This window comes from Phycisphaeraceae bacterium (assembly GCA_015709595.1).
Lineage (GTDB): Bacteria > Planctomycetota > Phycisphaerae > Phycisphaerales > SM1A02 > CAADGA01.
This window is the reverse complement of sequence record CP054178.1, coordinates 1,218,726-1,239,199: the sequence shown is the minus strand read 5'-3', so window position 1 is coordinate 1,239,199 and position 20,474 is coordinate 1,218,726. Positions and strand designations below refer to the sequence as shown.

General features: G+C 68.3%; 18 protein-coding genes. 4 read left to right on the top strand and 14 right to left on the bottom strand.

From position 1 onward, the window contains the following. Window positions 1-56 precede the first annotated feature (56 nt). The 9 genes from HRU76_05205 to HRU76_05165 form a co-directional block, all read right to left on the bottom strand. Window positions 57-479, bottom strand: a complete 423-nt coding sequence (locus tag HRU76_05205; GenBank protein QOJ17016.1) for a DUF1425 domain-containing protein — start codon at window positions 477-479, stop codon at window positions 57-59. Between the two features lie 106 nt (window positions 480-585). Continuing rightward, window positions 586-1,476, bottom strand: a complete 891-nt coding sequence (locus HRU76_05200; protein QOJ17015.1) for a sulfotransferase — start codon at window positions 1,474-1,476, stop codon at window positions 586-588. After that, the gene (locus HRU76_05195; protein QOJ17014.1) at window positions 1,473-2,441 is read right to left on the bottom strand and encodes a sulfotransferase; all 969 of its coding nucleotides are present in this window, start codon (window positions 2,439-2,441) and stop codon (window positions 1,473-1,475) included. The genes HRU76_05200 and HRU76_05195 overlap by 4 nt, the downstream gene beginning before the upstream one ends. Before the next feature lie 79 nt (window positions 2,442-2,520). Continuing rightward, window positions 2,521-3,732: a glycosyltransferase gene (locus HRU76_05190; protein QOJ17013.1), complete on the bottom strand. Its 1,212-nt coding sequence runs from the start codon at window positions 3,730-3,732 to the stop codon at window positions 2,521-2,523. A 15-nt stretch (window positions 3,733-3,747) separates the two neighbouring features. Then, window positions 3,748-4,728 (bottom strand): sulfotransferase, encoded by a 981-nt coding sequence (locus HRU76_05185; protein QOJ17012.1) that lies wholly within the window; start codon window positions 4,726-4,728, stop codon window positions 3,748-3,750. Then, a complete protein-coding gene (gene wcaF / locus HRU76_05180; protein ID QOJ17011.1) occupies window positions 4,725-5,330 on the bottom strand; it encodes a colanic acid biosynthesis acetyltransferase WcaF in 606 nt (201 codons plus the stop codon). Before wcaF (HRU76_05180) ends, HRU76_05185 begins: the two co-directional genes overlap by 4 nt. Beyond that, a complete protein-coding gene (gene wcaF / locus HRU76_05175) occupies window positions 5,327-6,886 on the bottom strand; it encodes a colanic acid biosynthesis acetyltransferase WcaF (protein QOJ17010.1) in 1,560 nt (519 codons plus the stop codon). Before wcaF (HRU76_05175) ends, wcaF (HRU76_05180) begins: the two co-directional genes overlap by 4 nt. A gap of 13 nt (window positions 6,887-6,899) precedes the next feature. After that, window positions 6,900-7,448 carry a putative colanic acid biosynthesis acetyltransferase gene (locus HRU76_05170; protein QOJ19102.1) on the bottom strand — a complete coding sequence of 183 codons (549 nt, stop codon included), beginning with the start codon at window positions 7,446-7,448 and terminating at the stop codon, window positions 6,900-6,902. A 17-nt stretch (window positions 7,449-7,465) separates the two neighbouring features. Continuing rightward, window positions 7,466-8,797, bottom strand: coding sequence for a glycosyltransferase family 4 protein (locus HRU76_05165; GenBank protein ID QOJ17009.1), 1,332 nt, complete (start codon window positions 8,795-8,797; stop codon window positions 7,466-7,468). A 197-nt stretch (window positions 8,798-8,994) separates the two neighbouring features. Between HRU76_05165 and HRU76_05160 the strand changes: the two genes are divergently transcribed. After that, window positions 8,995-10,035, top strand: coding sequence for a sulfotransferase (locus HRU76_05160; GenBank protein QOJ17008.1), 1,041 nt, complete (start codon window positions 8,995-8,997; stop codon window positions 10,033-10,035). A gap of 7 nt (window positions 10,036-10,042) precedes the next feature. Here HRU76_05160 and HRU76_05155 read toward each other — a convergent pair whose 3' ends face one another. Beyond that, window positions 10,043-10,672, bottom strand: coding sequence for a hypothetical protein (locus HRU76_05155; protein QOJ17007.1), 630 nt, complete (start codon window positions 10,670-10,672; stop codon window positions 10,043-10,045). 112 nt (window positions 10,673-10,784) lie between these two features. Further along, window positions 10,785-11,621 (bottom strand): Bax inhibitor-1/YccA family protein, encoded by an 837-nt coding sequence (locus HRU76_05150; GenBank protein QOJ17006.1) that lies wholly within the window; start codon window positions 11,619-11,621, stop codon window positions 10,785-10,787. A 291-nt stretch (window positions 11,622-11,912) separates the two neighbouring features. Here HRU76_05150 and HRU76_05145 point away from each other — a divergent pair, with 291 nt between their 5' ends. Further along, window positions 11,913-13,937, top strand: coding sequence for a S8 family serine peptidase (locus HRU76_05145; GenBank protein QOJ17005.1), 2,025 nt, complete (start codon window positions 11,913-11,915; stop codon window positions 13,935-13,937). A gap of 100 nt (window positions 13,938-14,037) precedes the next feature. On the opposite strand, the gene HRU76_05140 is transcribed toward HRU76_05145, so the two are convergent. Continuing rightward, window positions 14,038-15,294 carry a threonine ammonia-lyase gene (locus tag HRU76_05140; protein ID QOJ17004.1) on the bottom strand — a complete coding sequence of 419 codons (1,257 nt, stop codon included), beginning with the start codon at window positions 15,292-15,294 and terminating at the stop codon, window positions 14,038-14,040. 67 nt (window positions 15,295-15,361) lie between these two features. Here HRU76_05140 and zwf point away from each other — a divergent pair, with 67 nt between their 5' ends. Beyond that, window positions 15,362-16,891, top strand: a complete 1,530-nt coding sequence (zwf, locus tag HRU76_05135) for a glucose-6-phosphate dehydrogenase (protein ID QOJ17003.1) — start codon at window positions 15,362-15,364, stop codon at window positions 16,889-16,891. A 212-nt stretch (window positions 16,892-17,103) separates the two neighbouring features. Continuing rightward, window positions 17,104-17,727, top strand: coding sequence for a UbiX family flavin prenyltransferase (locus HRU76_05130; GenBank protein QOJ17002.1), 624 nt, complete (start codon window positions 17,104-17,106; stop codon window positions 17,725-17,727). Between the two features lie 15 nt (window positions 17,728-17,742). Here HRU76_05130 and gatB read toward each other — a convergent pair whose 3' ends face one another. Both gatB and HRU76_05120 read right to left on the bottom strand, forming a co-directional pair. Then, window positions 17,743-19,296, bottom strand: a complete 1,554-nt coding sequence (gene gatB / locus HRU76_05125; GenBank protein QOJ17001.1) for an Asp-tRNA(Asn)/Glu-tRNA(Gln) amidotransferase subunit GatB — start codon at window positions 19,294-19,296, stop codon at window positions 17,743-17,745. A gap of 43 nt (window positions 19,297-19,339) precedes the next feature. Then, on the bottom strand, window positions 19,340-20,473 hold the full coding sequence (locus tag HRU76_05120; GenBank protein ID QOJ17000.1) for an exo-alpha-sialidase: 1,134 nt from the start codon (window positions 20,471-20,473) through the stop codon (window positions 19,340-19,342). Window position 20,474: the final 1 nt, after the last annotated feature.

The following is a 20,474-nucleotide window of genomic DNA, read 5'->3' as shown; positions in this document are numbered from 1 at the left end:
GTGACGGACTCGGCTCACCATGCTGGGAACCCGAAACGTGCTCCGAACGTCCGCCCTTACCGCGACCACCGCACCTGCAGCCGGTACGTCTGCGCGTTCGCATCCAGCGCCTGACCCACCAGGTTGATCGTCTGCTTGGCGTCGATGGCCGCGAATCGCCAGCCCATCTCGGGTTGCTGTTGCACGCCGTTGGCGTCGAAGAACAGGTAGCGGTACTCGATCAGATAGGTCTGATCGGCCAGGTTGCGCACGGGCACCTCGACGTGCATAGGACGCCCCGGCGTGCGGACGCGAACCGCCGGCTGGAACCCCAACCACTGTCGCAAGTCCTCATCCACCACCGAAATGTCCGGGTTGTTGTACGGCGCGGGCACGGGGTCGGCCAGCCCCGGGCGTGGACCGGGATCGGTGGACTGGCACCCGCCCGCGCCGAGCAGCAGCCCCGTCAGAACAGCCGTAGAGAGGAGACGAGTTGTCATGGTGAAACCCTCGCGGATGGTTGATGATACCCCCCCAAGGAAGGAAACCTGTGACAAGGACACCGTGCAGGGCGTTTACATTTCGGACACACCCGCCTCCTGGTAATCACGCGGGTTCCCGGGGCTCCCGCGGCGCTCTGGCCGCCACGGCGTTCATGTCCCACACCGGTGCGTCCAGCCCCATCAGTCGCCGCAGTTCGGCGAGGTCTTCGCGCAGTTGGTCGATGATCCACGCCACCGTTTCGGCGTTCGGGGGGTCGGGTCGGGGCGGCGCCTTGGGCAGCACCATGGAGCGAAGGCGCTGCTTGATGGATGACGGCAGCAGCGGACGCAGGAAGCGGCGGTAGCCGGAGTACTTGCGCACCGCGCGCCAGGCGTCGGTCATCACCGGTTTGCCTTCACTCTGGTTGTAGTACACGTCCACGTTCACCAGGTCGGGGCGCGGTTCAACGCCGATGAACCGCTGCGCCCGCGCGATCCACGCACGACGGTCGGACACGTAGTCCTCGAACCGGATGAGCAGGAGCGCGTCGCGCCCGAACTCGTCGATCCATGCGCGGGCCTGCATGGCGTAGCGCGACCAGTTGAGCAACTCGGGGTGTTCGCGCAGGTTGCGGGCGATGTCACCCTGCTTGAAGATGCCGGCGGTGAAGCGGTGATGGTTGTGACTGATGATGCGGGCCACCGGCTCGCGCATCAGGTAGATGAGTTTGACACCCGGCCCCAGCACGGCCTTCGCGCGATGGGGCACGCCGGGATAGTCCGGCAGCTTGGTGTAGCCGGTGGACGCCTCGCCGCACTTCTGGTCGGGCGTGGCGGGCGCAAAGAGGGCGGCGTACGCGGCGCGGCCTTCATCGGTGAGCACGGCGTCGCGCGTGAGGGCGTGCGGCTCTTTGTCGGCGGGCATGAAGATGCCGGGATGCGAGAGCAGGTCGTGATAGAAGGTGGTGGTGCCCGCCTTCATGGCGCCGATGATCAGAAAGTGAGGCAGGGTCATGGCGTTCTCCCCGCGCGATCGCGCCGGACACCACCCATTTCCGTCGCCTCATCGTCGAACCCCAGCCAGCGCATGGTCGGCGCGATCCACGCGCGGATCATGGCCAGCTCCGCCGGGTCCGCGGGCTCTTGGTCGGCCTTCGCCTGATGCACGCTGTAGCGGTTGTCGAAGAAGTCGCGCACGCCTTCATCCTCATCCAGTTCGCAGAAGGTGAGCAGGCGCGAGAGGGCGGCGCGGTCCATCTGGTCGAGCCGCAGTTCAAGATAGCGGTGGGGGGGCAGCGATCGTCCGAAGTCGCACGCCAGTTCCACGCAGGCGCGCCACTGCAGGGCGCAGACCTCGACGATGTGCATGTCGCGCAGCATGCGCCCCATGCCGGGCAGGCGCGGGCCCCACTCGGCCCGTCCCAGCAGGGCGCGGCCGAGCGGCGCCGGCAGCAGGCGGCGGGCGATCTCCTTGCCGTACCACGGCAGCCGGAGCAGGCCGACCTCGCTCATCCGCTGCGACACGCGGCCCTCCGCCAGCCCCGTGACGCCGTGGGCCTTGCCCTCCCAGAAGCGGCGGATCGAGCGCACCGAGTCGTACCCGTTGCGGATGATGTGGATGTACCGGCCCTCGGGCAGCACGCGATCGACGAAGGGAAGGCGCAGCGCGTTGCTGGGCGTCTTCTCGACCAGGCGCGATCTGCCCCGGCGAGACACCTCAGCGGCGAAGCGGGCGCGAATGTGCGCGATCACGCGCGGCGTGGCGTGCTCGGGCTTGAGCAGGTCGCTGCGGCGGTCGTTGCCGAACTTCCACGTCAGCCGCCATTCGTCGAGGAAGCAGACCTGCCGATGCGCCATGAACAGCCGTCCCAGCATGGTGGTGCCGGAGCGCGGAGCGCCGACAATGACAATTGGCCGGTCGAAGGCGACGCCCCCCGGCGCGGCTGCGGAGCATGCGGGTTGGCGGCCGGAATCAGTCACGAAGGAGTGCATCCATGAACGTCGGGACAGATGATAGAGTCGGCTTGAGGCGGACTCAGAGAGAACGCCGTATCAGTCTTTACGGCCCGGCCGCAGCGGATGGAGCATTCTCAACCGGCGCTCCACCTTGATATATCGCTTCGTATTGTCCAGCGATGCCCGCCGCGTCAAACGTACGAAACACCCACGTCCGGCCCGTCTCGCCCATCGAGCGCGCCCGCGCCCGATCGGCGAGCAGCGAGGCGATGGCGTCGGCGAACGCCTGGGCGGTCGGCTCGGCGATGATCGCCCCGCCGCTCTGCTCCAGTTCGCGCCAGGTATCGGTGCCGCGCGTGGTGACGATGGGCGTGCCCGCCGCCAGCGCCTCGAAGAAGACAAATCCGAAGTTCTCCTGGCTGGTGGGGAGAGCGTACACGTCGGCGCGAGCGTACAGGGCGACCTTGGTCGGACCGACCACCAGACCGACCAGAAAGACGCGGTCGTCCAGCCGCAGCGAGGTGACGCGGTCGTGCAGGGCCTGCTCGTAGGCCGGCTCACCCGTGCCCGCGAGGATGACGCGGCAGTTGACCCCCCGGTCGCGCAGCAGCGCGGCGGCGTCAATCAGCACCTCGGGGCGCTTCTTGTAGTGCAGACGGCTGAGAAACAGCACGACGGGGAGTGACGTGTTGGCGGGCTCGATCGCCAGATGCTTGTCGGGCGCACGCAGTCGGGCCCGCCGCGCCGCGGCATCAACGAAATCCGACAGGTCGAAGATGAGCGGAGCCACCACGCCCCGTCCGCGCGGGAACCACCGGCGCGCCTGGTCCAGTTCCGCCTGCGCGGTGCAGTGGACGGCGTCGGCGCGTTCCAGCATGCGTCGCGCGCCGAGCGCCAGGAACAGGCGCTTCTTGAGCGACTTCTGCGCCATCGACCAGTCATCCAGCATGCCGTGGATGCTGATGATGGTGCGAACGCCGTGGCGACTGGCGATCTTCGCCAACTGCATGTTCGCGCGATCCCACGGGGTATGAAGATGCAGGGCGTCGGCGTTGCGGATGACCTCCTCCGCCCGCGACAGCCCCGGCGAGCGGCGGCGATAGAACCCCATCAATCCGTCAGGAGGCGGCAGCGTGATGACACGTGGCACGTTCGGAACGCCGCCCTTCCACGAGTCCGGCGCATCGGCGGCGTCCCATGTCAGCACCGTCACCTCGTGCCCGCTGCCCGCCAGCGCGGCGGCCAGGTCGATCACGGCGCGCACCACGCCTCCATCCGCCAGGCGCAGCCGCGACATGAAGTGAACGATGTGCATGGTGGACGAACCTGTTCAGTCGTCTGTCCCGATGGGCCGCGGCTTCACTCGGTTATGGAAGCCGAATCGCTCCTGCAGCGTGTTGAAGCTTGCGGCCATGCGCGGCGGCAGCGATTCGGGCTTGCCCGGGTTGCTGCGGGCTTCATCAAGCAGGTCACACGACTCGTTGAGCCACGGCTGCGGCGCCTCGATGCCGACGTGCGCGCACAGAGCTCGCAGGGTCGCTTCCGGCTCTTCCGTCAGCCGTTCGTAGGTGAACTCGAAGAGCCGGTCGCCGAGCATGGCGCGATGGCGGTCCACCTCGTGCAGCGAGAGCAGCCACTCGTACGCGCCCTTGGCGAACTCGTCGTCGAGGGAGAGGGAGGTGACTTCCCCGGCGTAGTAGCCCGCCGCCGCGCCGTCACGCGCCAGAAACCGCCACTTGCATCCGCCCACGCCCCACCACTTGCCGGCCAGCGCCTTTCCGGCGATGCGGTAGTCGCCCGCGGTGGCCAGCCGCGCGATGGAGCGGGCCACGTCCACGCCGTCGCGCACGATGTGGATGAACTTCGCATCCGGGGCGAGCTCCATCAGGTAGCCCAGCCGAAGGGCGTTGATGGGCGTCTTCTCCATGACGAGCTTGACGCCGGGGTCGGCGTTGGCCTCGCGGATCACGCGACGGAAGCGTGTGCGAATGTTCTCGTTCACGTCCGCCGCGTCCATCAGGCAGCGTCCGTCGCTCTCGACGTAGAGCTGCAGCATGTCGGTGCGCGGGTCGATGGCGGCCCAACTGTGGTAGGGCTCGAAGAGATACCGCACGTCCGGATGGGCGGCGAAGATCTTCCCCAGAACCGTTGTGCCGCTGCGTCCGCAGGCGAAGATGAAGGCCAGCGGCGGGGTCGGCCTCCCGGCCATCCCCGGTCGATCGCGCTCCGCCTGCCGACGCGCCCGGCGGTAGAGCCGGGCGTACTTGACGGCGCGGGCATAGGGCTTGAGCCACTCGAGGAGTGCGTTCATGGCCGCACCTCGTCCCCCGACGTTGTCGCGGTGCGCGGCTTGACGGGTCTGGCCGGCTCGCCGATGCACACCATGCCCGCTGGAAGGTGCTTGAACGCGCTGGAGCGGGCGGCGAGCAGCGCCCCGTCGCCGATGGTGACGCCGGGTCCGACGAAGGCGTCGGCGGCGATCCACACCCCGCGCCCCACTTCGATGGGCCGGGGCACGATGGGCATGTCCGCCCGCTCATAGTCGTGGCTGCCGGCGCAGAGGTGGGCGTACTGGCTCACCAGGGCGCCGGCGCCGATGCGGATCGACCCGATGCAGTTGAGGATCACGCCATGCATGATGACCACGTCGTCGGCGATCTCCAGGCGCCACGGAAAGTCCACGCGCACGCTGGGGGCGATGCGGACGCGTCGTCCGACCTTCGCCCCGAAGCAGCGCAGCAGCCACCGTCTCCACCACCCGCACACCGGCGGCGAGAAGCGGAAGAGCGCCAGCCGCACGATCGACCAGAGCAGCACACGCACCCGGTCCCAGGTCGAGAGGCGCATGAACATCGAGCGTCGGCGCGTGGGCGGGCCGAGCGTGTGTCCGGTTGGGAGCGCCTGGTCCGTCATCGCAGCACGCGCTCCTTGATGGGCTTGGCGGGGTTGCCCACGAAGACCTGCTTCCGCCCGATGGACTTGTACACGCTGGAGCGGGCCCCGACCACGCTCAGGTCGCCCACGGTGACCCCGGGCCCGATGAAGGCGTCCGCCCCGATCCACACGTCGTCGCCGATCGTGATGGGCGTGCGCAGCAGGCGGAAGGTGTGGTCCGCGTAATCGTGCGTGCCCGCGCAGAGATGGGCGTACTGGCTGATGATGGCTCGCCGTCCCACGGTGATCTGGCCCAGCGAATACAGGATGGCGTAGTCGCCCACGGTGGCGCCGTCCCGGAGTTCGATCATCCACGGCACCTCGATGTTGACCGTGGGCCGGATGGCGACGCCCTTGCCGATCCTGGCGCCGAAGCATCGCAGGATCAGGGCGCGGAAGCCGTGCCAGTTGTGGAATGTCATGCGGAAGAGCGGACGACCCAGGACCATCCACAACCCGCGCCCGATCTTCTCCTTCAGCGTCCACGGGCTGCTTTCCGGCTGCATCTGCGTGGGCGCGTCGGTGACGGCGTCCCCCCTTGGTTCCGCCGCCTCTTCCCGGAAAGAACCGGCGTGAGGGCTGCTCTTCACCCCCTCTCCCGCCGGGAGCGGGATGGGGTGAGAGCTTGTCGCGCCGATCGCCCCCTCCGCCACCGCCAGTCCGCGCACGGGGGCGGCGTCCAGCTCAGTGCCCGCCGCGCCGCGCCGCTTCGCCTGACGCCGCAGATCGCGCAGCTTCAGCGAAACCAGCGAGTCATACATGGCGATGAACTTGCAGAACTCCAGTCCCGCGCGGCCGTCCAGCACGCCCAGCCGGAAGAAGTACATGTAGACGAAGCGCCACATGCCCGCGAAGGGCAGGTTGGGCATGACGTTGCGCTTGAGCCAGCGTCGCAGGCGCGTCTCGCGCGCCAGGTTGGCCTCGTCGCGCGCCCCTTCCTCGCGCGTGATCTCCTCGAACAGGGCGCGGGCCTCCAGCGTCGAGTACCGGTTGTGCTTGGCGATGTAGTGCTCAAGCCCGCGTCGGTCGTCGTGGATCATCGGCTCGCGGATGTACCCCACCGGATCGGCGATGACCATGTGCTCATGCACCGCCCGGTCCTCGTATGAGGCCAGGCCGCGCTTGAAGAACCGCATGTTCCAGTTGGGAAAAAACCCGCAGTGCCGGATCGGGCTTCCCATGAAGTACGTGATGCGGTTGATGAAGAAGCCGTTTTCCGGGACGTGATCGACGGGCTTGGAGGCGATATCCACCAGCCGGTCGCGCACCCGCGGCGTGATGACCTCGTCGGCGTCGAGGATCAGAATCCACGGGGACTCGAATGGCAGGTTCTTCAATCCCCAGTTCTTCTGCCGGGCGTAACCCTCCCAGGGGTGATGAACAACCTCGGCGCCCAGCGACTGCGCGATGTCGGGCGTGCCGTCCGTCGAGCCGCTGTCGATCACGAACACGCGCCGCGTCCACCCCTGCAGCGCCCTGAGGCAGTGCGGCAGGTTCAGGGCCTCGTTGTACGCGATGATCATGACGTCGATCATGGGCGTGCTTCAACTATGCTCCGAAGTCCGCCGGGCCGATTTTCCGGGGTCGCAGCGGCCTGGCGGGCGTTCCGGCGCAGACGGTCCACGCGGGCAGGTCGGAGAAGACCCCCGACCGCGCCCCCACCACCGCACCGTCGGCGATGATGACGCCGGGTGCGACGAAGACGTCCGCCGCGATCCAGCAGCGGCGGCCGATGACGATCGGCGCGGTGGTCAGAGGATGGTGAACATCGTCAAAGTCGTGCGACGCGGCACAGAGGTATGAGTACTGGCTCACGGTGGAGAAGTCGCCCACCGTGATCGGCGCGACGCAGTAGACATCCACATCATCCGCGATGCAGGCGTGGCGTCCCATGGTCAGATTGCGAGGCAGCCACACGCGGGCGCGGGGATACACCCGCGCGGTCGGGTGCAGCGACGCGCCGAACAGCCGCAGCAGCCAGTTGCGCCAGCGGTGGAGCGGGCGCGGCGAGGTGCGGAAGAACGCCGCCCACGCGCAGCCCCACACGGCGCGCGCCAACCGGTTGCCCACCGGGTGCGGGCTGTGCTGCGCCGGCATGGGCGGCGAGCCGTCGGTCATGCGGCCTCTTTCCGGGCGCGTCGTGAGCCGGTGGTCCCGCACGTCTGTTCGGCGTGTTCGCCGGGCGCGGTCGCATGTGTGGAGCCCCGGCGCATGGTGCGCTCGATGGTGTCGCAGAACGCCCCCATGAGCGTGGGCTTGCTGAATCGGGTGGCGACCAGGTTCGCCGCGCGCCGGCCCATCGCGTCGAGCGCGGCGGGATCGGCGTCCGCCATCTCGCGCAGGGCCTTGACCGCGCCGTCCACGTCGCCGTGCTTGATGTGCCAGCCCACGGGGTGGTCCCGCAGGATGTCCGACGCGTGGCAGGGGTCAGGCCCGATGAGCAGGATCGGCCGCCCCACCGCCATGGCCCCGTAGATCTTGCACGGATGCACGATGCCCACCATGTTGTCGCCCACGGAGACCACGTGGACATCCGCCGCCGACAACGAGTAGCGCAGCGTCTCCAGCGGCTGGTAGGGCAGCGACCGCACATTGGGGGCGACGCCCGAGGCGATGGCTTGCTCCACGTCGCGCTTCGCCAGCCCGCCCCCGATGAACATGAAGACGAAGCGGTCATCGTCGCGCAGCCGCTTGGCCGCCTCCAGCACCGTGGTGATGGGATGCACGATGCTGTGGTTGCCGCTGTACATGACGACAAACCTGCCCTCCAGCCCGTGCTGGACGCGGAATGGGTTGTCCTCGTGCTTCAGCGGCTCTTCCACTTCCTCGTGGGGCCAGGGGGGCATGATGGCCATCCGCTCGCCCACCGGCGTCTTGGCCTCGAGCCGCTCGCCCATGAAGCGGTCGAGCGCGACCACCGCCGCAGCGCGTTTCAGGATGCGCCGGTTCATCCAGTCGAAGACCCGCGCGGGCGTCGATGTCGGCTTCGTCAAGCCCATGGCGATCATCTGGTCGGGGTTGAGGTCCATGGCCCAATAGGTGATCGGCACGCGCCGCAGCAGCGCGATGACAATCGCCCCGATCGGGCACATGGGGGGCGAGGTGCTCACCAGAATGCCCCGGAGCCGATGCACGAACACGCCCGCGACCACGCATTGAAGCACGAAGATCATGCCGCCCACGAGGCGCATGGCGATCGACTGCTTGCCGAACGACGAGAGGGGAAAGCGGATGATTTCCACCCCGTCGATCCGCTCGCGCGACTTGTACTTCTTTGACGGATCCTCGAATCCGCGGGCCGAGGCGAACACGAGCACCCGGTACCCTCGCCGGGCCATCTCGGCGGCGGCGTCGGCCATGTGCTGGCCCACGCTGGCGGGGTCAGGCACGTAGACCTGGCTCAGGACCAGAAAGGTGCCCCGGTCTTGGGGTGGCTGGGGTGGCATGGGACTTCTGGTATCGACCTGGGGAAGCGGAGACTCCACGGGTTACGACTCCGCCAGGCCTGTGGTTCGCAAGGCGGTACCCCGAAACAAGTTATGGGAATATGCTGGTGGTGGGGGCGGTTGTTGATGACGCAAGTCTATGAGCCGGCGGGTCGATGGGAGAAAACCCCCACGCAACTCGCCCCAGCAGCCCAGCCATGCCCGAGGCCGCCCTCGACCAGCCCGTCGCCCCGTCTGCACCGGTCCTCACGTCGGGGCGGCTGCCCACGGCGCCGGTGTTCATCCTGGGGCGACAGCATTGCGGGAACACGGTCACGACGCTGATCGTGGGCCGCATGACCGGATGTTTCGCCATCCGGGACGAGGGCATCTTCTTCGAGCACCGGGCCCGGCTGGATCGGATGCCGCTGGCCCCCAGGGCCGAGTGGATCGCCCGCAACATGCGCGTGGAGGAACCCGATCTGGCGGCACGGGTGGCGGAATACCTGCCGCGCTGGGCGGCGGATCACCCGCAGGCGGACGCGCTCGCACTGTACCTGGAGGCGATGCGGTTTCTCACCGAGCAGGCCGGCGCGTCGTTCTGGTGCCAGAAGGGCACTTCGTACATCTTCATGGCGCGGGAGATCCTGCGGGCGATTCCGGATGCCCGGCTGGTCTACATGGTTCGCAACCCCTACGACGTGTGCGCCTCGAAGAAGAAGCGTTTTCCCGACCGCGAGCGCATCATCGGCTGGGCGGTGAGCTGGAACCGGGGATTGTCGATTGCTTCGGCGCTGGCAAGCGCCATGCCTCATCGTGTGATGCTGGTGAAGTACGAGGAGATGGTGACCGATCCGACGTCCGTGGGTCGGACGCTGAGCGCCTTCGTGGGCGTACCCTTCGATCCCGCGATTCTCGACGTGCCGCACATCAACCCCGCGGAGCAGCAGCACACCGTGGTCGCGGGCACGAAGGGCCTCAACACCTCGCGCCGATACTACTACCTCGATCGGCTGTCGAAGTCGGAGATCAAGGCGCTTGACCTGATGATCTCGCGGCGGCTGATCCGAGCGTTCTACCCCGACCTGCCGCACAGAACCGAGAGGATGGGCGTCCGCGCCCTGCTCGGTGCGTGGTGGCTGATTCTCTCCGGGCCGTTCCGCTACCTGGGGAACCGGCTGTGGTGGTCGCGCAAGCAGGGGTACTCGTTCTTCCGCCGCACGTTCGGGCGGTTCTTCACCGCCCGGGCGGGCGTGTGAGCGGCGCTCAGCCCGCGGCGTCCGCCTGTCGGGCATCCGCGTCGTTCACCTCGGCGATCCGCGCGACCGCGAGGTTTGCCCAGTTTCGAGTGGCGATGAGGTCCGTGGACCGTCCATCACGCCACAGGATTCTGAGCACCGTGAATCGCGACCCGCGCCGACCATGACTGGACAGGGTTGTGGACGCCACGTCGCAGTACGGAATGACCCGAACGCGCGGCCCGCGCAGGATCACCAGTGCGTACCGCGTGATGGCCAGGCCGCGCCGCCCGTGATGACGCAGCCAGATCCAACCCAGCAGAATCAGCGCCAGCAGCGACCCGACCAATCCGGCGGCGTACGGGTGGCTGGAGATCAAGGCGCGGACTGTCGAGATCGGAGCGCTCAACAGCGAGCCAAGCAGGTCGCCGATGCCCGAAAGACCATCATCGACGATCAGGAAGTAACTGCAGGCGATCAGCCCGACGCCGGCCGCGATGATCGCCAGCAGGACGAACGGCATGAACTCGTCGGAGTCGTTGTGGAACAGCGACCGCTCCGGATCGCGCTTCGCGCGGACGGCCCGGAGGATCGCCTCCAGCTCCCCCCGCAGTTCCGCGTCGATCTGCGTCCACTTCAGACGCGGCGGAGCAGCCATGGGGGCTCCCTCGGGCGGTGCAACGGGATGACGAATGAACAACGCGACGAAGAGAGGGTGAGGTTTTGACGCCTCCGGGGCGCCGTCATCCCCGATGCCCTGCTCCGTCGGGCTAATTCCGATTGTTCATCATCATCGCGACGCGGAAGATGATCTTGACCGCCTCGTAGTAGATCCACGCCAGCGTGACCATCAGGGCGAAGGCGCAGTACCACTCGCTCGCCTTGGGCGCGCCGGAGTTGATGCGCTCCTCCACCTCGCCGAAGTCGATGATCAGTCCCAGCGAGGCGATGATGAGAAAGACGACGTTGATGCCCAGCCCGATGAGGGCGGGGGCGCCGCCTTCCATCGCGCTGCCCAGCGTGACGAAGGGCAGCTGCACGCCGAACAGCCAGAGAATCCACGACAGCCCATAGGTCAGTGCCGCACCGAGCGTGAGCGTCGCCACCACGGCGGTGAATCGCCGCGTGGGCTGGATGATCCGCAGCGAATACAGCGCCAGCATGGCGCAGGTGATGCCGATGGTCACGATGAACGCCTGCAGCGCGAGACCCCCGGCGACCGTGGCGCCGATCTGGGCGGCCAGGATCGCCTCCAGCCCGGCGGTCAGCGCGCCCAGGAAGACGCCCTCCACCGCCGCGTAGATCGGTCCGAGCACCATGGCGGCGGCGGGCTTGCGGGCGATCACGAAATACGCCACCATCGTGGTGATGAACCCCACCAGGCAGGACATCATGATCACGCCCCAGCCCAGCTGGTTCAGCAGCCAGTAGCCGAACGCTCCGGTAACCACCGCGATGGCCACCAGCAGCGAGGTCTTGTTGACCACCCCCTGCAGTGACGCGACGGCAGGCCGGGCGACCGCGGCGGCCCCCTCATCCCGGTACTGGTAGGGGTTGAAGGCATCGTCGTTGTGAATGGCGGGGTTCGACGAGTTCAAGCTGAACATGGGCGTCCTCCACGGAACTGTTCGTCAGCCAACATCGGCCGTTTCGAAGCAGGTGGTTGATGATACCCCCGGCGTCATGGCCGGGTTGGCTGATCCGGACCGATCGGATGACGCTGGCGGGAAGCCGCTCTCCCCGATCAATCGGATCATTTTGACTTCCGAATCGCGGCTTGGCGCTGTATCTTGACCGTTCAGCCCGACGGGGCGGCACGACTCCGGGGCGGGCGGGGCAAGCCGAGGGCTGCGGACCGATCCCGCGTGGGGCGGGCACAATCCTGAGGAGGCGAACCCATGCGTTGCTCGTGTCTGTCATTCGGCCGCGCACTCTCCGTCACGGGGGCCGCGGCGCTGCTGGTCGGATTGTCGCTGACATCATCCACTCACTTCGCGGCGGCTGAAATCCTTCCGGCAGCCGCGGCGACGGACGACGCCCCGCTGAAGAAGCTTTCCGGCGACCTGCCCCGCGTGCTCGAGTTCGCCGCCCCGGATGAGCGCATTCCCGTGGTGATCGTGATGCGCGAGCAGGCCTCCCGTCAGGCGATCAACATGGCCTCGCGCCATCCCGTGAAGCAGGAACGCCGGGAAGCCGTCAAGGCGCTGCTCAAGGCGACCGCCAACGCCACCCAGGGGCCGGTGCTGGACCTGCTGGAGCGGGCCCGGGCCAACGGACGCACCAACGACTACATCGCGTCGCTCTGGCTTCACAACATGGTGGGCGTGACGGCCACGAAGGAGGTCATCCTGCAGGCCGCGTCACTCGACGGTGTGGCCGAGATCTTCCATGACCCACCCATCGGCGATCTGGTCTTCCCCGTCGAGCCGGCCGCCGGTAACGAAGGCGACGGCGGCGACTCGGCCATCGAGTGCGGCGTGGCGCTCATGCGCGCCCCCGAAGTCTGGAGCGACCTCAACATCACCGGTCGGGGCGTAGTCGTCGGCGTCATCGACACCGGCTGCTGCATCACCCATCCGGACCTGGCCAACCAGATCTGGACCAATCCCGGCGAGATCCCCAACAACAACATCGACGATGACAACAACGGCTTCGTGGATGACGTTCACGGCTGGAGTTTCGACAACAACGGCAGCAGCTCCAACATCTCCGACACCAACAGCCACGGAACCCACGTGTCCGGCACGGTGGCGGGCGACGGCACCAACGGCACCACCACCGGCATGGCGCCGGATGCGCTTATCATGACGATCAAGTTCTTCAACAGTTTCTCCGGCCAGCAGTCGGTGTGGAACGGCATGCAGTACGGGGTGGACAACGGGGCGGACATCCTCACCGCGTCGCTGGGCTGGCCGCACTCGCAGAACCCCAACCGCGCCGTGTGGCGGTCGCTGTGCGAGAACGCCATGGCCGCGGGCGTGATCGTGGTGTACGCCGCCGGCAACGAGGGCGCCTGCTGCCGCCCGTTCGATGCGGTGCGTACGCCCGGCGACGTGCCCGACATGATCACCGTGGGCGCCACCGACTGCAACGACGCGGTGGCGTCCTTCTCCAGCCGCGGGCCGGTGACGTGGCAGAGCGTCGATCCGTACTTCGACTTCCCCCACCCGCCGGGCAAGCTCAAGCCCACCATCGCCGCCCCGGGCGTCAACACCATCTCCACCAGCAACAACTGCTCGGGCTACTCGACCAAGAGCGGCACGTCGATGGCCACGCCCCACGTGGCCGGCGCCATCGCGCTGATGCTCGAAGCCAACCCCAACCTCGATCACTGGCAGGTCAAGCAGCTTCTGCAGGACACCGCCATCGACCTGGGCGCGACCGGGCGCGACAACGACTCCGGCGCGGGCCGGGTGGACGCCTACGAGGCGGTCCTCGCCGCCGCCGCGCTCTTCCGCACGCCTGCCGAACTCACCGGGTTCCAGGTGGTGCGCGGCGACCTGATCGCCGGCGGGCTGAATGACCTGCTCGAATCCGATGACCAGCACCTGCATGTGAAATCCGGTTACGGCCAGTCCTTCGCCGACCTGCACTCGATGATCATCGACGTGCGGGCCCGCACCGACGTGGCGGCCCCCACCGGGCTGGACGTGCTCATCGAGACCCGCGTGAGCCACGCGGCGGGGGGCCTCTGCCGCCTCGCCCTGCGCAACTGGGGCACCACGCAGTTCGACCCCATCGATGAGTTCGCCGTCGGCAACGCCGACTTCACGCACGAGAAGACCGGCGTGGACGCGGCCAGCTACGTGCGCGAGCACGCCAGTACGGAGATTGAACTGCGCGTCACCCACCGCGTGGTCGTGCCGGTGTTCGCCTTCACGTTCGAGACGTTCATCGACCGGGTGACGATCTTCGTGCGCTGAGCGGCATCGACACACCGCACTCCGGACATCGCGCGGCATCCGCGCCCAGGCCGTCGCGCCCGCGCGAATCCGTCCGCCGTCTGAGCGCGCTGGCACTCCCTCACCCCACCGGGCACGTCCCCGGGCTCGTTCGGGCGATCACGCGAATGCCCGCGGCATCCAGCGCGGCGTGGAGCCGGTCGATATGCGCCGCATCATGCGTCTCCACCGTGCAGACCACGCGCACGGTGTAGACGTTGGCCCCGTGGAAGGCCCGCTCATGGTCGATGTGCTTCACGCTCGCGCCCGTGGAGGCGATGGCCTGCGTCAGCTCCACCAGCCCGCCGGGCCGGTCGGAGATGATGGCGGTGAACTGGGCCAGCCGCCCGTCCACCACCAGGCCGTGCTCGATGACGCGCGAGAGCATGGTGGGGTCGATGTTCCCGCCGCACAACGCCAGCACCACGCGCTGACCCTTGAGGTCATCGAGTTTCCCCGCGAGCAGCGCGGCGAGCGGCGCGGCGCCAGCGCCCTCCACCACACCCTTCTCCAGTTCCGCCAGGCGCAGAATCGCCAGCGCGATCTCCTCCTCGCTCACCGTGACCACCTGATCGACCACCCCGCGCGCGATGGCGAAGGCCCGGTCGCCCACGCGCGGCACGGCCAGACCGTCGGCCAGCGTGGGGCTCATGGGGAAGGTCACCGGCTCGCCCGCTTCCAGCGCGGCCTTGAAACTGGCGCAGAGCGCGGGCTCCACGCCGATGATCCTGGTGCGCGGCCTCGCGGTCTTGATCGCCAGCCCCAGCCCGGCGATCAGCCCGCCGCCGCCCACCGGCACGACGACAGCATCCGCGCGCGGAACCTGGTCAAGAATCTCCAGCCCCATCGTGCCCTGCCCGGCGATGATGGCGGCGTCGTTGAAGCCGTGGATGTACGTGAAGCCGTGTTCGCGGGCCAGTTCATCGGCGCGGGTGCGGGCGTCCATGATGTGCTCGCCGTGCAGGATGACCGTCGCGCCCATCTGGCGGCAGCGGCTCTGCTTGATCATGGGGGCGAAGCGCGGCATGACGACCGTGACGGGCACGCCCAGTTCGCGGCCGTGGTAGGCGATGGCCAGCGCGTGGTTGCCCGCGCTGGCGGCGATGACGCCCCGGCGACGCTGTTCGTCGGAAAGCAGCAGCAGGGCGTTGCGCGCCCCGCGCTCCTTGAACGACCCGGTGCGCTGCAGGTACTCCAGTTTCGAGAAGATGGTGCAGCCGCACAGGTCGGACAGGGCCATCGACTCGACGCAGGGCGTCTCGCTCACGCCCCCCGCGATGCGCTCGCGGGCGGCGACGATCTGGTCGAAGGTGACATCGGAGAGGGCGGCAGGTGACATGCCACATGATATGAACGGATCGCGCGATCTCATCCCTTTCGTCCCCGCGCCACGATACCATCCTCCCATGCCCAGCCCTTCCGCGCCTGACCCCTGCGTCATCGTCATCTTCGGCGCCTCGGGCGATCTGACCGCCCGCAAACTGATTCCCGCGCTGTATGAGATGTCCTGCACCGGCGAACTGCCGCCTCGCACGCGCGTGCTGGGCGTGAGCCGGTCTGAGATGAGCGACGACGCCTGGCGCGAGTCGCTCGAACCCTGGGCCCGCGATCACGCCAAGGGCTTCGATCCATCCAAGTGGCGCGCCTTCGCGCAGCGGCTCCACTACTTCGCGGGGGATGCCACCGACGAAGCCGACTTCACCCGCCTGGCCCGGCGCGTGGGCGAACTCTCGAACGAGCACGTGGGCGCGCCGCACGTGCTCTTCTACCTGTCGGTCAAGCCGACGCTCTATGAGCCGATCATCGAGCGGATCAATCAATCGGGCATGGTGACGGAAGGCAGGCGCTGGTGCTCGCTCGACCGTGACAACGCCCCGTGGCAGCGCATCATCGTGGAGAAGCCCTTCGGGCGCGACAGCGACTCGGCGGAATCGCTCAACCGCGCGCTGGGCCGCGTGTTCGAGGAGGAGGCGATCTACCGCATCGACCACTACCTCGGCAAGGAACTGGTGCAGAACCTGCTGGTGCTGCGCTTCGCCAACACCATCTTCGAGCCGCTGTGGAACCACCAGTACGTCGATCACGTGCAGATCACCGCCGCCGAGAGCGTGGGCGCCGGGCACCGGGCGCGCTTTTACGACGAGGCGGGCGCGATCCGCGACATGATCCAGTCGCACCTGATGCAGATTCTCGCGCTGGTGGCGATGGAGCCGCCCACATCCTTCCGCGCCCATCACATCCGCCAGCAGAAGATCCAGGTGATCGACGCCCTCGTGCCCGCGCGGCGGGAGGATCTGCCCCGCCTGGCCGTGCTGGGGCAGTACGCGGGCGACGAAAGCGAGCCGGCCTACCACCTCAACCCGGACGTGACGCCCGGCACCACCACCGAAACCTTCGCGGCGGTGTGCTTCCACTTCGACAACTGGCGCTGGGCGGGCACGCCCTTCTACCTGCGCACGGGCAAGCGGCTGGCCGCCAAGCGCACCGAGGTGGTGGTGGAGTTCAAGCGCCCCCCCGCGGACCTGTTCGGCAGCCGGGACGGCTTCGGGATCGGCGCCGCGCGCACGCCCAACCGCATCGTCATCGAGATCGCCCCGCACGAGGGCGTCTCGCTGCGCTTCGAGGGCAAAGTGCCGGGCCGGGGGCTGCGGATCGAATCCGTGGCCATGAACTTCGACTACGTGAAGCGCTTCAAGGCCGAGCCGGTGGAGGCGTACGGCCCGCTCATCCTCGACGCCATGCGCGGCGAGCAGACGCTCTTCCCCCACCGGCAGGAAGTCGAGGGCGCGTGGCGGGCCGTGATGCCCTTCCTCGGCGAGGATTCCGCCCCCCTTCGCCGCGGCATGGCTGCGAATTACCAGCCCGGCTCGTGGGGGCCGAAAGCGGCGGACGACCTGCTGGGACGCGAGGGCCGGGTGTGGCACAACGGGGGGTGAGGCGGTGCTGGGTTCTGAGTGCTGAGCGGAGTTCCGAGTTCCCGGTTCCGAGTTCCGAGGCCCGCAGGCACTTGATGCCTTGATGCCTTGATCCCCCGCCCCCGATGCCCAGTGCCCACTGTCTTCTGCTGACGGCTGACGGCTGATAGCCGACGGCCCCCAAGCCCTCCCCCGCATCCACGGCCCGCCGTGCGGCGAACCTACGATCAGCCATGACACGCCGGATCGTCGTCGGCATCACGGGAGCGAGCGGCGCGCTGGTGGCCAGGCGCGTGCTGGAACTGCTCGCCGCGCGCGACGTGGAGATTCATCTCGCCGTCACGCCGCTGGGAAGACGTCTGCTGCACGATGAACTGGGGATGGAAGGCATCGACCTCGACGGGCTGACGGGCGGACGGGCGGGACAGGTCACGCTCCACCGCGACAAGGATGTCGGGGCGGCCATCGCCTCCGGATCGTTCCAGCACGAGGGCATGATCATTGTGCCCTGCTCGGGCAACACGCTGGGGGCCATCGCCTCGGGCGTCACGCTCAACCTGGTTCACCGGGCGGCCCTGGTGTGCCTGAAGGAGCGAAGGCGGCTGATCCTGGCCTACCGCGAGATGCCGCTCTCCTCGATCGACCTGGAGAACATGGAGCGGCTGACGCGGGCAGGGGCGATCATCGCTCCGCTGACGCCCGGCTTCTACATGCTGCCGCGCACCATCGGCGACGTGGTGGATTTCCTCGCCGGGCGATTGGTGGATCTGGTCGGCGTGGGCCACGACCTGCCCGTGCGGTGGGAAGGCGCGATGCCCGCGCGGCCGGAGGGAGATGAGGCGGAGTCGCTGGATTGATCCAGCGATTCTCGGTCATCTGCGCAGGCGAGCGACCAGCGCCGCCCGCGCCGCCGCCGCGTCCGCCCGCCCGCCGCTCTGCTTCATGATGTGCCCGACGAGCCGCCCCAGCGCCGCATCCTTCCCCGCGCGGACATCCGACGCCGCCTGCGGGTGGGCGGCGATGGCCTCCTCCACCCACCGGGCCAGCGCGGCGTCATCGCGCACCTGCAGCAGGCCGTGCAGCCGCGCCAGCGTTCCGGCATCCGCGTCCGACTCGCACAACAGCCCGAAGAGCGCGTCGGCGTTGTTGGACCCGATCCCCCCGGACTCGCGCAGCGCGGCCAGTTCCGCCACCTGGCGCGGCGTGATGCCCAGCCGCTCGATGGCCACGCCCCGCTCGTTGGCGCGCTTGGCACCGGCGTTGAGCAGCAGCCGCGCGATGGCCCTCGCTGCGGCGTCGATGGGCGGCGCGCCCGCGGCGGCGCCGGTGTCGAGCAGGTCGACCGCGGCGCTCACGCAGGCGTCGAAGAACGCGCTGAGCATGCGCTCCTCGGTGAGAATCGTCGCCTCCGTTTCGCTCAACCCGTAGTCGCGCCGATAGCGCGCCTGGCACGCCAGGGGCGGCTCGGGAATCGCGGCTTGCACCCGTGCCAGCCACGTCTCATCCACCGTCACCGGGGGCAGGTCGGGATCGGGGAAGTACCGGTAATCGTGCGCATCTTCCTTGGAGCGCTGCGGGAAGGTGACGCCCCGAACATCATCCCACCCGCGCGTGGACTTCATGCCCGGCCCGTGCGTCAGCCCATCGGCCCGCCACTGCTCCACCTGCCGGGCCTGCTCGTGAAGGATGGCGCCTTCCAGCGACTTGAACGAGTTGAGGTTCTTCACCTCGACCACGGGCGTGGCGTGCGTGCGGCCGTCATCGGTCTCGATGAGCAGGTTGATGTTGGGCTCGAAGCGGATGTGCCCGCGCTGCATCACGCCGCCCGTCACGCCCAGCCAGAGGCAGAGCGTGCGCAGGTGGCGTGCGAAGGCGACCGCCTCCTCCGCGCTGGTCAGGTCGGGTGCGGTGACAATCTCGAGCAGGGGCGTGCCGGCGCGGTTGAGATCGACCAGCGAGCCCTCGTACCGCGCTCCGCCCGGCAGTTCGTGGCCGAGCTTGCCGGCATCCTCCTCCAGGTGGGCGCGGATGATGCCGACGCGGCGCATCGAGCCGTCGGTCAGCGGCAGGTCGAACGCGCCGTCGAAGCAGAGCGGCCGATCGTACTGGCTGATCTGGTACCCCTTGGGCAGGTCGGGGTAGAAGTAGTTCTTGCGGTCCCAGCGCGACTCGGACGCGATGGAGCAGTTGAGCGCCAGCCCGACGCGCATCGCCATCTCCACCGCCTCGCGGTTCATCACCGGCAGTGATCCCGGAAGCCCGAGCACGACGGGATCGGTGAGCGAGTTGGGCGGCGCGTCGTACTGCTCGGCGTGGGCCACGTTGGCGCTGCGCGAGAACATCTTGCGCCGCGTGGCCAGCTCGACGTGAATCTCCATGCCGATGATGAGCCGCGTCGATCGGATGGCCGCGTGCGTCGTGGGCATGGGTCATGGTCCGTGCGAAGCGGGCAAAGCCCCGCGAAAGAGGTCAATCTCCGGCCGGTCCGCGGGTGACCTTCGCCAGCGCGTCCAGTTCAGCCAGCGTCAGCCGCACGCTCACCACGTAAGGCGGCTCGCCCGCCGTCCAGTGGCCGTACGTCGTGAGCACGAACGTTCCGTCCGGAAGCACCTCGACGCCGGGATAGGCGCAGTCCCACGCGTTGTGGTTGTCCATCAGGCGCACGCGGTACAGGCCCTCACGCCCGTGGGTGAGGTCATCCCACGTGCCGATCCACGCCACCCAGTCGCCTTTGGTAGGTGTGTCATGCGCCATGTCGCGGAACGAGATGAGCAGCCGCCCGTCCGGCGCGTACTTGCCCACGTGGCGGTCGCCCGTGAGCGCCCCCGGCAGTTCGCGCGGCGTGCTCCATGTTGCGGCTTCATCCGACGAAAACATGATGTGCGAGTTCTTCACCCGCCGGTTCTCGCGAAGCAGCATGGCCAGCGTGGAGCCGTCGGGAGAGCGAATGACGCCCGGCTCGCACAGATGAATGTCCGATCCGGACCAGATGGGCTGCGGTTCGCCCCACGTCAGCCCGCCATCGGACGAGAACACCTGGTACAGGGTGAACGTGCCCGTGGCCTGGCCGCCTTCGCGGAAGAACCGTCCGTCATCGTGGAAGAACGCCACGTAGCGGCCGTCCTTGAGCCGCTCGACCGCGCCCATCGCCACGATGCCGCCGTAGTCGCCGATGGGTTTCAGGTTGCTCCACGTGACGCCGTCGTCCTCGGAGACCGACATGCGAATGGGGTAAAGTCCGGAAAAGAGGATCAATCGTTTCGTGCCGTCCTTCGGGTCGATCACGCGGTGGATGGTGGGCGTCTCCTTCGAGGTGGCCCAGTTGTCCGGGGTGGGCAGGCGCTCGCTCCAGGTGCGGCCGCCGTCCTCGCTTCGCTTGAGCAGGATGCCGCCGCGCCCGTGACCCTTGGGGTAGACCACGAGGATGGTGCGGCCGTCCTCCAGCAGCACCGTGGTGGGGTGCCCGAGGTACTGTCCCGGCTCGCGATCAACGATCACCTGTCGGGCGGTGTCCGCCGCCAGGTCGATCTGGGGGATGGTGAATCCTCGCGGCGGGTCGGCGGCGAGCAGGCAGCAGAGAACGATGGCGGCCAGGCGCGGCATC

What these genes read in the sequence shown, in the direction of transcription:
- HRU76_05205 (QOJ17016.1), bottom strand. Translation starts at nt 479, where the DNA reads ATGACAACTCGTCTCCTCTCTACGGCTGTTCTGACGGGGCTGCTGCTC.
- HRU76_05200 (QOJ17015.1), bottom strand. Translation starts at nt 1,476, where the DNA reads ATGACCCTGCCTCACTTTCTGATCATCGGCGCCATGAAGGCGGGCACC.
- HRU76_05190 (QOJ17013.1), bottom strand. Translation starts at nt 3,732, where the DNA reads ATGCACATCGTTCACTTCATGTCGCGGCTGCGCCTGGCGGATGGAGGC.
- HRU76_05185 (QOJ17012.1), bottom strand. Translation starts at nt 4,728, where the DNA reads ATGAACGCACTCCTCGAGTGGCTCAAGCCCTATGCCCGCGCCGTCAAG.
- wcaF (QOJ17011.1), bottom strand. Translation starts at nt 5,330, where the DNA reads ATGACGGACCAGGCGCTCCCAACCGGACACACGCTCGGCCCGCCCACG.
- wcaF (QOJ17010.1), bottom strand. Translation starts at nt 6,886, where the DNA reads ATGATCGACGTCATGATCATCGCGTACAACGAGGCCCTGAACCTGCCG.
- HRU76_05170 (QOJ19102.1), bottom strand. Translation starts at nt 7,448, where the DNA reads ATGCCGGCGCAGCACAGCCCGCACCCGGTGGGCAACCGGTTGGCGCGC.
- HRU76_05165 (QOJ17009.1), bottom strand. Translation starts at nt 8,797, where the DNA reads ATGCCACCCCAGCCACCCCAAGACCGGGGCACCTTTCTGGTCCTGAGC.
- HRU76_05160 (QOJ17008.1), top strand. Translation starts at nt 8,995, where the DNA reads ATGCCCGAGGCCGCCCTCGACCAGCCCGTCGCCCCGTCTGCACCGGTC.
- HRU76_05155 (QOJ17007.1), bottom strand. Translation starts at nt 10,672, where the DNA reads ATGGCTGCTCCGCCGCGTCTGAAGTGGACGCAGATCGACGCGGAACTG.
- HRU76_05150 (QOJ17006.1), bottom strand. Translation starts at nt 11,621, where the DNA reads ATGTTCAGCTTGAACTCGTCGAACCCCGCCATTCACAACGACGATGCC.
- HRU76_05145 (QOJ17005.1), top strand. Translation starts at nt 11,913, where the DNA reads ATGCGTTGCTCGTGTCTGTCATTCGGCCGCGCACTCTCCGTCACGGGG.
- HRU76_05140 (QOJ17004.1), bottom strand. Translation starts at nt 15,294, where the DNA reads ATGTCACCTGCCGCCCTCTCCGATGTCACCTTCGACCAGATCGTCGCC.
- zwf (QOJ17003.1), top strand. Translation starts at nt 15,362, where the DNA reads ATGCCCAGCCCTTCCGCGCCTGACCCCTGCGTCATCGTCATCTTCGGC.
- HRU76_05130 (QOJ17002.1), top strand. Translation starts at nt 17,104, where the DNA reads ATGACACGCCGGATCGTCGTCGGCATCACGGGAGCGAGCGGCGCGCTG.
- gatB (QOJ17001.1), bottom strand. Translation starts at nt 19,296, where the DNA reads ATGCCCACGACGCACGCGGCCATCCGATCGACGCGGCTCATCATCGGC.
- HRU76_05120 (QOJ17000.1), bottom strand. Translation starts at nt 20,473, where the DNA reads ATGCCGCGCCTGGCCGCCATCGTTCTCTGCTGCCTGCTCGCCGCCGAC.